A 15,307-nucleotide genomic window follows, 5' to 3' on the forward strand; every position below is an offset into this window, starting at 1 on the left:
TTAGAGAATGCCCAGATCCGACAGCAGCCGCGCCGCTTCGGCATAGGGAGAGGCCAGCGCCTCTTTGTCCTCGCCGGGGTGGAAGCGCATGCGGGTGGCGGTGTTCATCGGCAGCGGCTGCACGATATCCACCTTCGGGCCGATCTTGGCGCTTTCCGCCTGCCAGCTGCGGGCCAGCGCGATCTGCGCGCCCTTGGTGGTGCCGTAAGAGCCGTAGAACTTCTCGCCCGCGTGGTCGTCTTCGAAGAACACCGCGCGTCCAGCCTCGCCCAGCAGCGGCGCGACGAAGGGGATCAGCACGCCGGTCGCCGTGAGGTTGGTGGCGATGGATTTCTCCAGATCCTTGGCGTCGAGATGGCTGGCCGGGGTCAGCGGTGCCGCGTGAACGGCGGTGTGCAGCCAAAGCGCCGCGCCGCCCCAGCGGTCCCAGATCGAGCGACACAGCTGCGCCATGGCGTCGGTCTTGGTGATGTCCATCGGCGCCAGCGTGGCAGAGCCACCGCGGGCCTTGATCCGGTCATCAAGATCTTCGAGCCCGCCGATCGTACGACCGACAGCGACCACGTGGTAGGCGGGTGCAAGGGCTTCGGCGAGGGCAAAACCCAGCCCGCGCGAGGCACCGGTGACAAGGGCGATCTGTTCACTCATGCCCGTTCTTTCTCTGCGCGGCGCGGGAATGTCAATTGCCGCGCGGGGTCATGCGGTTGCCCGCAAGCCCCCGCAAGCCCCCGCAAGTCCGTGTCGGTCAGGGGATCTCGAGCCACTGCGCGGCATCGCCGCTGGAGAGGGCGATGCGGTCCGCGTCGATGGCGACCACTTTCTGGCGGCCAATGCGCGAGCCGACACCTACGATCACCACCCGCCCGCTGGCGAGGCGCACCAAGGCACGGGGCGCACGTCCGGCGCTGCGCACGCCGAGAAGGGCAAGGCCACGTGGCAGCGGCGCCTTGGTCGTCGCGTTGGACGCGACATTGGCTGGGGTGGAATTTGCCATGGCCTTCTCTCCTCTTTGAACTGCGGGGGATGCAGCCAATTAAAGAAGCTCGACGGGCATAAAAAGGGGGACGTGTGGTCACGTCCCCGTGGGGTGCTTGTCACGTCGCGTCATATGCGGAAAACGGCTGGCGCCCCGGCGAAAGGGCGCGCAGCCGGCGCGTCATTCCGCTGCGGTCTTGAGCTTGAAGCCCTTCTCGATCATGTCCGCAGGCTCGACCGGGTATTCGCCCGAGAAGCAAGCGTCGCAATACTGCGGGCACTTGTTGTTGCGGCCTTCCTCGCTGGCACCGACGGCGCGGTAGAGACCATCGAGCGAGATGAACTTGAGGCTGTCGACACCCAGATGCTCGCGCATCTCTTCTTCCGACATTGTGGCGGCCAGCAGCTTTTCGCGCTGCGGCGTGTCCACGCCATAGAAGCAGGGCCACGCGGTGGGCGGCGAGGCGATGCGGAAGTGCACCTCGGCGGCGCCCGCATCGAGGATCATTTCCTTGATCTTGCGCGAGGTGGTGCCGCGCACCACCGAGTCGTCGACCAGGATCACCCGCTTGCCCTGAATGAGCGCGCGGTTGACGTTGAGCTTCAGGCGCACGCCCATGTTGCGGATCTGCTCGGTCGGCTCGATGAAGGTCCGGCCCATGTACTGGTTGCGGATGATCCCCATGCCGTAGGGGATGCCGCTCTCATGGGCAAAGCCGATCGCCGCCGGGGTGCCGCTGTCGGGCACGGGGCAGACGAGGTCCGCCTCGACCGGCGCTTCGCGGGCAAGCTCCACGCCGATCTGGCGGCGGGTCTCATAGACCGAGCGGCCACCGATGATCGAGTCGGGGCGCGAGAAATACACATGCTCGAAGATGCAGAACTTCGAGGGCTGCGCGCGGAACGGACGGCGGCTTTCGACCTTGCCGCCCGAGATCACGACCATCTCGCCCGGTTCGATCTCGCGCACGAATTCGGCGCCGATGATGTCGAGCGCGCAGGTCTCGGAGCTGAGCACATAGCCGTCGTCGCCGACCTTGCCGAGCACCAGCGGGCGCACGCCCAGCGGGTCACGCACACCGATCAGCTTGGTGCGGGTCATGGCGACCACCGAGAAGGCCCCCTCGACGCGGCGCAGCGCGTCTTCCATCCGGGCCGGGATGTCGCGTTGCAGCGAGCGCGCCATCAGGTGGATGATGCATTCGCTGTCCGACGAGCTTTGGAAGATCGAGCCGCGCTCGATCAGCTCGCGGCGCAGCGCGTCGGCATTGGTGATGTTGCCGTTGTGGGCGATGGCGGCACCGCCCATGGAAAACTCACCAAAGAACGGCTGAACGTCGCGGATCGCCGCGCCTTTCGAGCCGGCGGTCGAGTAGCGGACGTGACCGATGGCAAGCTGACCGGGCAGCGTTTCCATCAGCGAGGCGCGGGTGAAGTTGTCACGCACGTAGCCGAAGCGGCGGGCCGAGTTGAACCCGTGTTCGGGGGCGTAAGAGACGATCCCGCCGGCTTCCTGTCCCCGGTGCTGCAGCGCGTGCAGGCCGAGGGCGACGAAGTTCGCCGCGTCGGTGACCCCGTTGACCCCGAACACGCCGCACTCTTCGTGCAGCTTGTCGGCATCGACGGCGTCGAAATCAAAGGGATGAGCGGGGGGCATCTGGCGATCGGACAAGGGCAGCTCCGAATCCAATTAGGCTGGGGACAGCCCTCTCATACTGGCATGAGGGGCCTGTGTCACGGAAGCTTCGCATATGCACGCCGCGCCGCGGCAAGGCAAGGGGGGCGCTAACACTTGTGCGCGACTTAGTGATCGTAGCGTCAAGCGTGCCCCTTTCGCCACGCCTCACAGCAAGCAGATCGCCGTACAGGGCGCCGGGCAAGAAAAAAGCCGCGCCCGAAAGCGCGGCCATGTTCGTCATGTGGTCTTGATCCCAGCGCCGCCCCGCGAAGGGCCTGCGGCTCAGGCGTCGCTGCCTGCCGGGGCTTCGCAGATGCCCACCAGTTGCTCATACTGCAGGGTGATCCAGCCAAGCGCCGCCTCGGGGTTCTGCTCTTCGATGCGGTCGGTGAACTGCGAGAACACCGCAGCCGAGCGCGAGTCGTCGACCATGGGGATGTCCTGCGAGGTGATCACCGTGTCGTAGACGAAGAAGGCGATCGCCACGAGCAGCACGCCGCGCGCCACGCCGAAGAGAAAACCAAGCCCCTGATCCAGCCCGCCGAGCGCCGAGCGCTGCACGAGGCTCGAGAACACCGGGGTGAAGAGCGAGACGATCACCAGCGCCAGCGCAAAGACCGCGGCAAAGGCCGCGATGATCGAAAGCTCGCAGCTGTCTGCGAGGAAATCGCCCAGAACCGGGATTTCCTTGACCAGCGGCTGCACCTGCGGTGCGAAGATGAAGGCAAGGATCGCCGCGACGATCCAGCCGAGGATCGCCAGTGCCTCACGCACCAGCCCGCGCGAGTAGGCGAGCAGTGCCGACAGCACGATGACGAGCGCGACCACCCCGTCGATGATAGTGAATCCGTCCATGCGCCTCGCGCCCCTCGTCTTGTAAAATCTGATCGGTGCCGCGCCTTATCCGGCGCCGAACACCTCTCCCACCAGCGTGACCAGATCGGGCATCTGACTGAGCGACATGCCGCTCTTGCCCGTGGCCTTTCCGCCTTTTGGCAGGATCGCGTTGGAAAAACCAAGTTTTTGCGCCTCTTTCAACCTGTTTTCGGTCTGGCCGACCGGGCGCAGGGCGCCAGAGAGGCTGATTTCCCCGAAAACAACGGTTTCCGGGGGCACCGCAATATCCTCGCGAGCGGAAAGCAGCGCGGCCGCAACGGCAAGATCCGCCGCTGGCTCGTTGATCTTCATGCCGCCCGCGACGTTGAGATAGACGTCGAGCCCGGCAAAGGGGATGCCGCAGCGCGCTTCGAGCACCGCGAGGATCATCGCCAGCCGCCCGCCGTCCCAGCCGACCACCGAGCGCCGCGGCTGTGATTGCGGGGTGGGGGCGACCAGCGCCTGAAACTCCACCAGCACCGGGCGGGTGCCCTCGATGCCGGAGAACACCACCGAGCCGGGGGCCGGGGTGCCGCGCTCCGACAGAAACAGCGCCGAGGGGTTGAGCACTTCGGCCAGCCCGCCGCCGGTCATCTCGAAGACGCCGATCTCATCAGCCGGGCCGAAACGGTTCTTCACCGAGCGCAGGATGCGGAACTGGTGGCCACGCTCGCCTTCGAAATAGAGCACCGTATCGACCATATGCTCGACCACCCGCGGCCCGGCGATCTGCCCATCCTTGGTGACATGGCCGACCATGATCACCGAGGTGCCATGGCGCTTGGCGAAGGTGGTCAGCTCATGCGCGGCGGCGCGCACCTGCGCCACCGAACCGGGCGCTGATGCGACATTGTCCACCCACATGGTCTGGATCGAGTCGACGATCACGAGGCCGGGCTTTTCCGCCTCCAGCGTGGTGAGAATGTCGCGCAGGTTGGTCTCGGCGGCCAGTTGCACCGGCGCCTCGCCGAGCCCCAGACGCTGGGCGCGCATGCGCACCTGCGCGCGCGCTTCCTCGCCCGAGGCGTAGATCACCTTTTGTCCGGCGCGGGCAAAGGCCGCAGCCGCCTGCAGCAGCAGGGTGGATTTGCCGATGCCCGGATCGCCGCCCACCAGAATGGCCGAGCCCGGCACCAGCCCGCCGCCGAGCACCCGGTCAAGCTCGTCGATCTTCGAGGCGGTGCGCGGCGGCGCCGCCTCGGTGGTGGCGAGATCCGAGAGCGCCACCTTGCGGCCCCGCGTTGCGCCAAGCGCCTTGCCCGAGGGGCCCTGCGACAGCGGCACCTCTTCGGTGATGGTGTTCCATTCTCCGCAGGCATCGCACCGCCCCGACCATTTCGAGGTGATGTTGCCGCAGGACTGACAGACGAAATTCGGGGATGCTTTGGCCATGGCCGGGTTCTGCCCCTTCGGCGCGTCTTGCGCAAGCGCTGGCGCGCGCTTGAGCGAGTGGGGCCAAGGTCTTCTTCTCTTTGAAAATACGCCGGGGCTGAATGCGGCGCAGCCGCAGAGGGGGCAGCGCCCCCTGCTTTATTCGCGACTTTGAAGTGAGGGGCCGTGGTCCGGCGGGGGCGTCGCCCCCGCCGGCAAAGATCATTCCGCTGCGCGCGGCAGCGTCACGACGCGATCGGGCTGCGGGGCCTCGATCTCTTCGGGGGCAGGGCCGTCAAGGCTGACGGTCGCTTCGGGCAGGATCTCGGGCAGGATGTCTTCAAGCTCGTCCACCAGCCGCGCCAGCTGCGCCTGCGCGATCGACTCGTCCATCTCCAGCCGGTCGTGCCAGCGTCGAATCTCGACGGCAGCGGCCTTGGCCTTCTCGATGCGCTGGTTGAAATCCTCGACCTCTTGCTGCCGCGCGATGAGAAAGTCCTTTGCGCGCTCGACGTTACGGTCTGAATAGGTGCGGGCAAGATCGCGCGAGACATGGCTCATCTGCGCCGCCACCTCGAGCACCGAAGGCTCGAGCTCGGCCAGATCGGGGTGATCGCGCAGATACGCGATGCGCTCCCGCACCGAATCGAATTCGGACTGAAGCTTGAACGCCCCCTCCCGGTCGGCGCGATGCGACATCGTATAGGCGCGGGCGATATCGCGCATGCCGATCTGGAACGACCGGTGCGAGCGCTCCAGCGCCATCACATGCGCCGCGTTGGGCAAAAAGGACATCAGGACGAGGGCAATACCAGCAAGTGTGCATTGGACCCAGAGCCCCGCGTTCTCAACCGGTTGACCGCCGAGACTGAGATCGATCTCAAGCCATGGCGCGAGCCCGGCCAGAGCGGCACCTGTCCAGATGAGTAGAGCAAGACCGACAACACCCACAGTGATGAACGCCAGCCTTTGCAGGATGTAGTGCAGGGCAAGACCTGCGTCGCGAAGTTGGGACACCATGCGGGGACTCCCAAGAAAAAGCCAAAGAATGAACCGTTTGTGATTAGAATAGGTCGAGTGTACCGAAAGGAGAGAAAAAAGTTAACTTTAATGAGATGTCGGGCCGCAGGGCGAACAATCCAAGTGGCAGAATTGCAATTGTTCCCAAAAAACTTTGCGGTTCAGGCCTCTAAAAGGCATGTTTCATGCAGTTTTTTAGGTGAATTTAGCCCGACTTTTTTTATCGGATTGGGCGCGAAAAAATTTTCGGATTTTCTCACTCGGAGGCGTTTGAAGGCCCTTTCAGGGCCGGTTTGCGGCCCTCGCAGAGCCCGATCGCCAGCGATGCGAGCACACAGAATGTGAAGAGATAGAGGCCCCAGCCGGTCTCGATCCGTCCCACGCCCATGCCCTTGATCAGCGTCACATAGACCGCCACCAGAAAGATGTCGGCCATGGCCAGCTTGCCCAAAGCATTGATCAGCGGCAGATGCTTTCGGGGCAGGCGGCCGAATTGGATCAGCGCGAGGCCGCCCAGTTTCAGCATCGGCGCGACCAGCGCAAAGACCACCACCACCAGCGCAAGAAAGATGTCGCTGCGCCAGAGCGCCGCGATGCCCGACAGCACGCTGATTTCCGACAGGCTGAAGAGCGGCAGCAGCCCGGCGCGCATCAGCGGCGCGGTCCAGGCGATGGGGTAAAGGACGAAGAGCGCGAGATTTGCGTATTTCAGCATGACCGATCGGGTGACAGAGGACGAAAAGCACCGCGTTGCCCGGCAACTGGGGCCAGCCCGCCGCGGCGGCCACGCGGGCCGGACGCGCCAAGACTACAGAGGAAGGCCATGAATATCGAGCGGTTCGCTCGGTGGCCTGTTGCGGCGGTTCTCTCTGATCCTTGAAGCGGTGTCCTTGCGGTCGGGCCTGATCGCCTCCCGACGGGCAGGCTCTAGCCCTGCCGCGGCATAAAGGCCCTGACAAAATCAGCGAGGCAGGCGTCTCTGAGGGCGCTTTCCAACGCGCGCCGTTCGGCCTCTGCGGCAGAGCGAAGGCCCAGTTCGGCGGCACGGATCATATGGGACACAAGGCCGATGGGCTCGTCCCTCGTGAAGGTTTCAAGCAGATCGACATGCCGCTTGGCGAGATCGGTGTCGCCGTCAAGCATAGCCCGTTCCAGCACGCAGGCGTGAAACCAGATGACCGCATGGGCCAATGAGCCCCGCGCGATGCAGGCCAGCCCATCCGCGATCGCCTGATCTCTTTGTGGGCTATCCTTGGCCGCAAGAACAGCCAAGCCAAAGATCGTCCCGCCGACATAGGCGTCCGTTCCGGCACCGAGCAGCAGTGGCTCGAGCCTTGCCCGTGCCGCGCCCATGTCGCCGCGACGCAAGGCGACAAAGGCATAGAGCGTCTCGACATCCTTCGAAAACCGGCTCTCGCCGCGCGCACTGGCGAGTTTTGTGATGGCCTCCAGATCCTCCTCGAGCCCGCGCAGATCGGCATTCGCCAGCCGCATCTCGGCGCGGACTTCGCGTCCGATCATCTCGGTCCGGGCCGCACCGCACTGCATGGCGCTGTCGACGGCGATATCGACCAGCAGATGCGCGCGCGGTCCCGGCTCGGCGAAGAACAGCGAAAAGGCCCGCATGAAGAGATATTCTTCGCGGACCAGCCCCAGACCGGCCTCCTCGGCCTTTTCGACCGCGCGCGAGAAATGGTGGAAGGCGGTGGCGAACCGGCCCGCCGCATAGGCGGCATCGCCGATGCCGCCATGGCCGCGGGCGATGCCGCGCGGATCGCCGGTCGCCTCTGCGGCGGCCAGCGAGGCCCGGTGCTGGGCCATGCAGACCGCAAGGTCGCCAAGAACGAAGGCCCGGTTGCCGCGCTGCTCGTGGATCTCTGCCCGCCCGAGGCCGCTGAGGCCAATGCTGTCGGCAATCTCTTCGGCGGCGTCCAGAGCCCGGTCGGCCTCGGTGCCGCGGTCCATCCTGTGCAGCACCAGCGCCTGACGGCAGAGCATGGCGGCGCGCGTTTCGGCGCGGGTCGCGCTGGCGTGGGCGGCCCGGTAGTCATCGAGCGCGCCTGCCATGTCGCCCCGGATCCGCCGCAGCCCGGCGCGGCACGAGTGCAGTTCCGCCACGGCTTCCGGCTCTCCCCCGCGCGCAAGGCCCGCCTCGACATAGGGCAGCGCCGCCGAAAACCGCCGGGCGGCAATCATCGCGTTCGCAGCCGCGGCGGCGGCGCGGCAGGCCTCGGCGTCGCTGTCGGTCTTCAGCGCATGGTCCGCCCAGCGGATCGGGTCGGTCTCTCGGAAATGGCTGGCGGCGCGGGCGTGCCACTCTTTCCGAAGCGGTTCGGGGACGGATTCGTAGATTGCCCGGTGCACGAGGTCATGCCCGAAGGCGAGCCCCAGATCCGCCGGGTGCAGCAGGTCGCCGTTCGGACGCGGGCGCGGAAGTTCGGGAAAGATCGCGGCGCAATCGCTGGACGAAAACCTGACGCCGAGGATCGACGCCCGGCGCAAGGCCGCGCGCTCGTCTTCCGGCAGGCGTTCGATCTGTTCCTGCACCAGTTCCGCCACCGACTGAGGCAAGGCTCCGGCGGACCATTTGGCTTCGAGCAGCCGGATCAGAAACAGCGGGTGCCCGCCCGCGTGGGCGACGGTGTCATTGGGGATGCTGTGTCCGGGAGCGATCGCTTGCACCAGTTCGCGCGCCGCGGTCTGCGGCAGAGGCGAGAGCGCGATGCGCACGACGCCTGCCTGCGCGCGCGCCGAGAGCCGGTGGTCAAGACTGCCCTCATGCGGGCGCTCGGTGAGCAGAAAGATCACCGGGCTCTCCTGAAGACGGCCGAGCAGTTCGAGAATGAAATCGCCCGCGCCCAGCGGGCTCCAGTGGCAATCCTCGATCAGCACGATCAGCGCGGCGTCGCTTGCCGCCTGCCTGAACGCCTCCGAGAGCACGTCGAGGATCAGGCGCTGCTGGGTTTCAGGATCGAGCGCGCTCATCCGAAGCGCCGCATCCGGGGCGATCTCTGGATCGGTCAGCCATGCAAGCACCGCCCGTTCCACCGCTGTTGCATCGGGCCTCGGTCCGGGGGTTTTGGGCAAACTCGACGCCAGACGTTGCGCCGGATGGCGCTCGCCGGGGGAAAACGCATCAAAACCGATCTCGACCGTCGCGCGCCCAGAGCGCCCGGCGCGGTGCAGGATTTCGGTCGCGAGGCGGCTCTTGCCGATCCCGGCCTCGCCCGAGATATGGACGACGAGGCTGGTTCTCATGTCTGCGGCGGCGCCGATCGCCGCTTCGGCCTGAGCCAGTTCAAGCGCGCGGCCAATCATCGGAAGCTGCGGACGCTGGGGTGCGGCCCCGGCCTGAAGGTGCACCGCGCGCTGGTCCGGCGCGGCGGCAAGCCCGAGGCGTGTGGCGAGGTCTCTGGCGAGAAGGACCTGTCCGGGTTCGGCAAGCGCGGCGATGCGCCGGGCGTCGACGATGCAGCGGGTCGGCACCGCGTCGGCGCCGGTGACATCGACCAGCCCGAAGGCCATGCTCCCGTCCGCTGCCGCGGCCAGTTCCAATGCGACGTTGGACACCGGGCGCAGTTCCTGCCCGGAGAAGAGGAAGGCGATTTCTCCGGGTCCTGAGGAATGCTCCTCTGCTCCTGCCGCAAGGGCTGCGCGGTGCAGCACCGTGTGATCCGGCATGGGCTCCATCTCGAGCCCGAGCAACAGATACGCCGGTGCAACCTCCGGCGCTGCGTCGCTCTCTATCGCCGCAGCCGGAGCTGATGCGCCGCCAGAGCCGCGGCGGATCCGGTCGAAGAGAGCCCGCGTTTCCGGCTCGGGCGCGGTGCCGAGGTCTCGTGCCAGCGCGGTCTCGAGTGCCTCAAAGCGTGCTCGCGCCGCGCCGCGCATCCCATTGGCAGCGTCGATCCGCATCAGGCGGCGATGGGCGAGCTCGTTGAGCGGATCGAGGCCGAGCAGGCGATGCGCCAATGTCGACGCTCCGGCGCTGTCCTCGACCCGCTCGAGCTCGCGCGCGAGCGTCTCGCAGGCAAGGCTGGACAGTCTGGCGCGCTCGGCAGAAAGCGCCTGTTCGAGATCGGGCGAGACACCGTCGTGCCCATCAAGGAAGGGGCCGCGATAAAGCCGCACCGCTTCGGCGGCGTCGTTGCGCGCAAGCGCCGCGTGAAATGCATCGAGGTCGGTGGAGACCGCGGTGCCAAGTCGCAGGTCGTCGCCTTCGGCCTCGATCCAGCCCTCGCCACAGGCGCGACGGATCTGCGCAGACGCTTGCCGCAGACTGACCCGCGCCTGCTCGGCGTCGCTGGTTTCCCATAGCAGCGCAGCGAGCCGGGCCCGCGACATGCTCCGGCGGCGCGCAGCGGCGAGCAGACCGAGCAGCATCCGGGCCTTTCGCGCACTCAGCGCTATCGGTGTGCCGTCGCGGGACAAAGCGAGGCCCCCAAGGCACTCGAGCCAAAGCTCCATGGTTTCACGCGCCTTTCACGCCCAGCCTCCGCAGCGTTTCACGGCAATAGGAGAGAAAGCCCCCACGACCCGAAACAAGGTGAAACGACCCATGCAACTTTTCAAAAAACCATTCTGGTCGGGATGGCGGGTCCGTCGGGCTCGCCCGCCGATCGCACCGCACGAGCTATCCCGCCACATCCGCACCGATCTCGGCCTGTCGGACATTCATTCCGTTGATCCGGGCACGCGGCTTGCAATACACCACCCATTTCCATGGTGATCCAGATGACTTCTTATCGCAACAATCTGCCGCAATTGAGCGGCGAGCTTCTGCTGACCGACTCGGGGCTGGAGACGACCCTTATCTTTCTTGAGGGCCTCGATCTGCCCGCCTTCGCCGCTTATCCGCTGATGGAGAGCGCCGAGGGGCGCGAGGTTCTGGCGCGCTATTACCGCCGCCATCTGGCCATCGCGGCGGATCACGGCACCGGCTTCGTGCTCGAGGCGCCGACCTGGCGCGCGAGCCGGGACTGGGGCGCCGAACTTGGGCATGGTCCCGAGGATCTGGCCCGCATCAACCACGCGGCGATCAGCTTCCTGTCGGACCTGCGGGCGACCGCCAGCAGCGTCCATCCGGTGGTGATCTCTGGCAACCTCGGTCCGCGCGGCGATGGCTACCGGCCCGACACCGCGATGACTGCCGATGAGGCCGAGGCCTATCACGCCGAGCAGATCGGCTGGTTCGCCGACACCGATGCGGACATGGTCAGCGCTTTCACGCTGTCCACCGTGGCCGAGGGCGTCGGCGTCATCCGGGCCGCCGTGAAGGCGGGGCTGCCAGTGGTGGTCGCCTATACGGTCGAGACCGACGGGCGCCTGCCCGACGGTACCGAGCTTGGCGCTGCCATCGCGCAGACCGACGCCGAGACCGGAGGGGCCGCCGCCTACTTCATGGTCAATTGCGCCCATCCGGACCATTTCCGCGATGCGCTCGAGGCCGGTTCCGGCTGGCTGAAGCGGATCGGCGGCATTCGCGCCAACGCCTCGCGGCTCAGCCACGCCGAACTGGACGAGGCTGAAGAGCTCGACCCCGGCAACCCGGACGAGCTGGGCCGCGATTACGCCCGGCTGCGGCGACTGCTGCCGAACCTTGCGGTGATGGGCGGCTGCTGCGGCACCGACCACCGGCACGTCGAGGCGATGGCCGACTGCTGCGTGCCGACCCGCGCGGCCTGATCCTTTCTGCCGCCCGCCATGGGCGGCAGAAGCACCGCTTCGCCCCGATTTGGGGCGCGGCACAGACAGACACTTTTCAAGACCCGCGCCGGGATTCCCCCGGCCAAGTGATTTTCACCCAAGGCTCAATTTTCAACCACCAGATCTCAAAGGATGATTTTCATGACCTTTGCCATGTCACCGTTTTCGATTTCCGGGCAGGCCATGCCCGCTTCCGATCACAAGCCCAAGGGGCACGCGCTGCGCTATCGCGGCGTTGCCTATCACCCGGCCCAACGGTCCTTTGCCGTAGAGCGGATTGGCGTGCCGATGATCTATCGCGGCATCGCCTATCTCAGCGAACCACGGGCCGGCGCGCCTGCCGGGGCCGAGGGCCAGCGGCGCTATCGCGGCGTCGCCTACTGACCGGAAATTTTCCCAATCCCCGCTGCTGCCGAACGCAATCGGCAGCGGCACCTTCCTGATAAATGGATTTCTCCCATGACCTTTCGCTGCACTTTCCTGATGGCCCTCGGCCTTTCCACCGCACTCACCCATCCCGCGCTTGCCCATGAGACCGAGCGCCGCACCGAGCTTTTCAAACCGGGCGTCCATCACGCCGCCCGCGAGCTTCCGCCCACCGAGGCGGCGGCGCTTGCCGCTGCTGCGGGCTACGGCGATTTCGGCTTCGATCCCGGCACGCAGGTGCCGCAGGCCCGTGCTGCCTTCGAGCAGGGCATCGCGCTGCTTTGGGGGTTCAACCATGCGGCGGCGGTGCAGGCGTTCCGCGCCGCGCAAGAGGCCGACCCCAGCTGCTTTGCCTGCCATTGGGCCGAGGCCTATGCGCTTGGGCCCAACCTCAACGACGGGATGCACGACGAGAACGTCGGCCCCGCTTTCGACGCGGCCTGGACCGCGGTCGACACCGCCGTGAGCGAAAAGGAGATGGCACTCGCCCGCGCCTTGGTGCTTCGCTACGCCTTCGAGGGCGGCGACCGCGACCTTATGAACAAGGCCTTCGCCGAGGCGATGGGCGAGGTGGCGGCCCGCTTTCCCAATGACCCCAATATCCATGTCATCCACGCCGACGCGCTGATGAACATGCAGCCTTGGGACTATTGGGAGGCCGATGGCGTCACGCCCAAAGGCAATGGGGCCGAGATCCTCGCGGCGCTCGAACGGGCCATCGAGCTCGCCCCCGAGCATCCGGCGGCGCTGCATCTCTACATCCACGCGGTGGAGGCCTCCGCCGACCCGGCCCGCGCCGAAGGGGCCGCCGATGCGCTGCGCGGCAGCGTGCCGATGGCGGGTCATCTGGTGCACATGCCAGCGCATATCTACAACCGCATCTGGCGCTATGAGGATTCCATCGCGGTCAACACGGCGGCGATCGACGCGGATGAAACCTACCTCGGGCTTGCCGGTGATGGTGCCAGTGCGCTCTACCGCTATGGCTACTACCCGCATAACGTCCACTTCCTGCTGGTTGGGGCGCAGATGGCGGGGCTGAAGGACGAGGCGCTTTCGGCCGCGGAAAAGCTGGCGGCGGTGACGTCCGACGAGGTGTCCCGCGATCTTGCATGGGTTCAGGCGATCGAGACCGCGCCCTATACGGCGCATGCGCAGTTCAGCGCGCCTGAGGTGATCCTCGCGCTGCCCGATCCGGGCGACGCCTTTCCCTTCGTGAAGGGGCACTGGCACTATGCGCGCGGCACGGCTTTGGCTTTGCAGGGCGATCTGGAAGGTGCGCTTGCCGAGCAGAAGGCCATCGAGGCGATCCTCGCCGAGGCGGACCTGTCGGGGCTGGAAGAGCAGTATCTCCCGGCGCATGACGTGCTGGAGATCGCCAAGCACATCGTCGAGGCACGGATCGCGCAGGCGCAGCAAGACTGGCCCTCCGCCGAGCACCACCTAGAGGCCGCCATCGCGCTCGAAGCCACGATCGCCTACATGGAGCCGCCCTATTGGTACTACCCGGTCAGCCAGACGTTGGGCGCGGTTCGCCTGCAGGCGGGTGACTTCGACGGCGCGCAGGACGCTTTCAACGCGGCGCTGGCCAGCCATCCCGGCAACGCTTGGGCGCTCTGGGGGCTTGCCGAGATTGCCCGCCGCGGCGGCGCACAGGGGGCTGCACAGGAGGCGGCACAGGAGGCCGGGGCGCGCTTCGACCGCGCTTGGCTCGGCAGCGGTGCGCCCGCGCTGAACCGGCTCTGAAACATGGGGTGCCGCCAATCGGGGCGGCACCCCAACCGCAAAACTTCACACCCAAGACTTTGGCGGCGCGTCACCCCGGTCATTGCCGCCGCCGCGCCGCTTGCCTAACGTGCCGCAAGGTAAGGAGGAGCATTTTCATGACAGACAGAACCCCCGGATTCGACACGCTTGCCGTGCACGCGGGCACCGAGCCCGACGCCGCCACCGGCGCGCGGCAGGTGCCGATCTACCAGAGCACATCCTATGTGTTCCGCGACGCGGATCACGCGGCGCGTCTCTTCAATCTCGAAGAGGTAGGCTACATCTATTCGCGGCTGACCAATCCCACCGTCTCGGCGCTGGCGAACCGTGTCACCGCGCTCGAAGGCGGCGCGGGCGGCATCGCCTGCTCGTCTGGTCACGCGGCGCAGATCATGGCGCTGTTTCCGTTGATGGCGCCGGGCTGCAACATCGTCTCGTCCTCGCGGCTTTATGGCGGCACCATCACGCAGTTCAGCCTGACCATCCGCCGCTTTGGCTGGTCCGCGACCTTTGTCGACACCGACGATCTGGACGCCGTGAAGGCGGCGATCGACGAGAACACCCGCGCGCTCTTTTGCGAGACCATCGCCAACCCCGGCGGCTATGTCACTGACCTTGGCGCCATGGCGAAGATCGCCGAGGAGGCGGGTATTCCGCTGATCGTCGACAACACCACCGCCACTCCGTGGCTCTGCAAACCCATCGAGCATGGCGCGACGCTGGTGGTGCATTCGGCGACCAAATACCTCACGGGCAATGGCACGGTCACCGGCGGGATCGTGGTGGATTCGGGCAAGTTCGACTGGTCGGCCTCGGACAAATTCCCTTCGCTCTCGCAGCCCGAGCCCGCCTACCACGGCCTGACCTTTCATGCGGCGCTGGGGCCGATGGCCTTCACCTTCCACTCGATCGCGGTGGGACTGCGGGACCTTGGCATGACGATGAACCCGCAGGGCGCGCATTACACGCTGATGGGGATCGAAACGCTGGGCCTGCGCATGGAGCGGCACGTGAAGAACGCGCAGGCGGTGGCCGAATGGCTGGAAAAAGACCCGCGCGTCGAGGCGGTGACCTATGCGGGCCTGCCGTCTTCACCTTGGCATGAGCGGGCGCAGCGCATCGTTCCCAAAGGCGCGGGCGCGCTTTTCACCGTGGCGCTCAAGGGTGGTTATGACGCCTGCGTCAAGCTGGTGGACAGCCTGAAGCTGCTGAGCCATGTGGCCAATCTCGGCGACACGCGCAGCCTGATCATCCACCCGGCCTCGACCACCCACCGCCAGCTTGACGAAGCGCAGCAGGTGAAGGCCGGGGCGGCCCCCAATGTGGTGCGTATCTCGATCGGCATCGAGGATGTGGCGGATATTATTGCCGACCTTGATCAGGGGCTGGCTGCAGCAGCAGGGTGACCGCTTCGGCTGTGACGTGGCGATCTGGCACCCCGGTGCCCCCGGTGCCAGATCGCATCACGGCGCAGGCGGGACGCTGCCG

The 15,307-nt window shown here is 66.5% G+C and carries 12 protein-coding genes; 4 read left to right on the plus strand and 8 right to left on the minus strand.

Features of this window, described 5'->3' with window-relative positions:
* The 8 genes from G0A00_RS14530 to G0A00_RS14565 form a co-directional block, all read right to left on the minus strand.
* On the minus strand, window positions 1-648 hold the full coding sequence (locus G0A00_RS14530) for an SDR family oxidoreductase (RefSeq protein ID WP_164182549.1): 648 nt from the start codon (window positions 646-648) through the stop codon (window positions 1-3).
* 97 nt (window positions 649-745) lie between these two features.
* Complete coding sequence (locus G0A00_RS14535; RefSeq protein WP_164182548.1) at window positions 746-994, minus strand: pilus assembly protein PilP; 249 nt, start codon at window positions 992-994, stop codon at window positions 746-748.
* 162 nt (window positions 995-1,156) lie between these two features.
* Window positions 1,157-2,632 carry an amidophosphoribosyltransferase gene (gene purF / locus G0A00_RS14540; RefSeq protein ID WP_164182576.1) on the minus strand — a complete coding sequence of 492 codons (1,476 nt, stop codon included), beginning with the start codon at window positions 2,630-2,632 and terminating at the stop codon, window positions 1,157-1,159.
* 303 nt (window positions 2,633-2,935) lie between these two features.
* Window positions 2,936-3,508, minus strand: coding sequence for a CvpA family protein (locus tag G0A00_RS14545; RefSeq protein WP_066105444.1), 573 nt, complete (start codon window positions 3,506-3,508; stop codon window positions 2,936-2,938).
* Window positions 3,509-3,553: 45 nt separating this feature from the next.
* Entirely contained in the window at window positions 3,554-4,921 is a 1,368-nt protein-coding gene (gene radA, locus G0A00_RS14550) for a DNA repair protein RadA (RefSeq protein ID WP_164182547.1), read from the minus strand.
* Window positions 4,922-5,122: 201 nt separating this feature from the next.
* Window positions 5,123-5,920, minus strand: a complete 798-nt coding sequence (locus G0A00_RS14555) for a DNA repair protein (protein ID WP_066105446.1) — start codon at window positions 5,918-5,920, stop codon at window positions 5,123-5,125.
* Window positions 5,921-6,176: 256 nt separating this feature from the next.
* Complete coding sequence (locus tag G0A00_RS14560) at window positions 6,177-6,635, minus strand: paraquat-inducible protein A (RefSeq protein WP_164182545.1); 459 nt, start codon at window positions 6,633-6,635, stop codon at window positions 6,177-6,179.
* 212 nt (window positions 6,636-6,847) lie between these two features.
* Window positions 6,848-10,387 carry an AAA family ATPase gene (locus G0A00_RS14565; RefSeq protein ID WP_164182543.1) on the minus strand — a complete coding sequence of 1,180 codons (3,540 nt, stop codon included), beginning with the start codon at window positions 10,385-10,387 and terminating at the stop codon, window positions 6,848-6,850.
* Between the two features lie 267 nt (window positions 10,388-10,654).
* Between G0A00_RS14565 and G0A00_RS14570 the strand changes: the two genes are divergently transcribed.
* From G0A00_RS14570 to G0A00_RS14585, 4 genes are all read left to right on the plus strand, one after another.
* Window positions 10,655-11,605 carry a homocysteine S-methyltransferase family protein gene (locus G0A00_RS14570; protein ID WP_164182541.1) on the plus strand — a complete coding sequence of 317 codons (951 nt, stop codon included), beginning with the start codon at window positions 10,655-10,657 and terminating at the stop codon, window positions 11,603-11,605.
* A 162-nt stretch (window positions 11,606-11,767) separates the two neighbouring features.
* The gene (locus tag G0A00_RS14575; protein ID WP_164182539.1) at window positions 11,768-12,010 is read left to right on the plus strand and encodes a DUF4278 domain-containing protein; all 243 of its coding nucleotides are present in this window, start codon (window positions 11,768-11,770) and stop codon (window positions 12,008-12,010) included.
* 75 nt (window positions 12,011-12,085) lie between these two features.
* Window positions 12,086-13,798 carry a hypothetical protein gene (locus G0A00_RS14580; protein WP_164182537.1) on the plus strand — a complete coding sequence of 571 codons (1,713 nt, stop codon included), beginning with the start codon at window positions 12,086-12,088 and terminating at the stop codon, window positions 13,796-13,798.
* A gap of 137 nt (window positions 13,799-13,935) precedes the next feature.
* The gene (locus tag G0A00_RS14585; RefSeq protein WP_164182535.1) at window positions 13,936-15,225 is read left to right on the plus strand and encodes an O-acetylhomoserine aminocarboxypropyltransferase/cysteine synthase family protein; all 1,290 of its coding nucleotides are present in this window, start codon (window positions 13,936-13,938) and stop codon (window positions 15,223-15,225) included.
* Window positions 15,226-15,307: the final 82 nt, after the last annotated feature.

Source organism: Salipiger sp. PrR002, from assembly GCF_010500775.1.
GTDB lineage: Bacteria > Pseudomonadota > Alphaproteobacteria > Rhodobacterales > Rhodobacteraceae > Salipiger.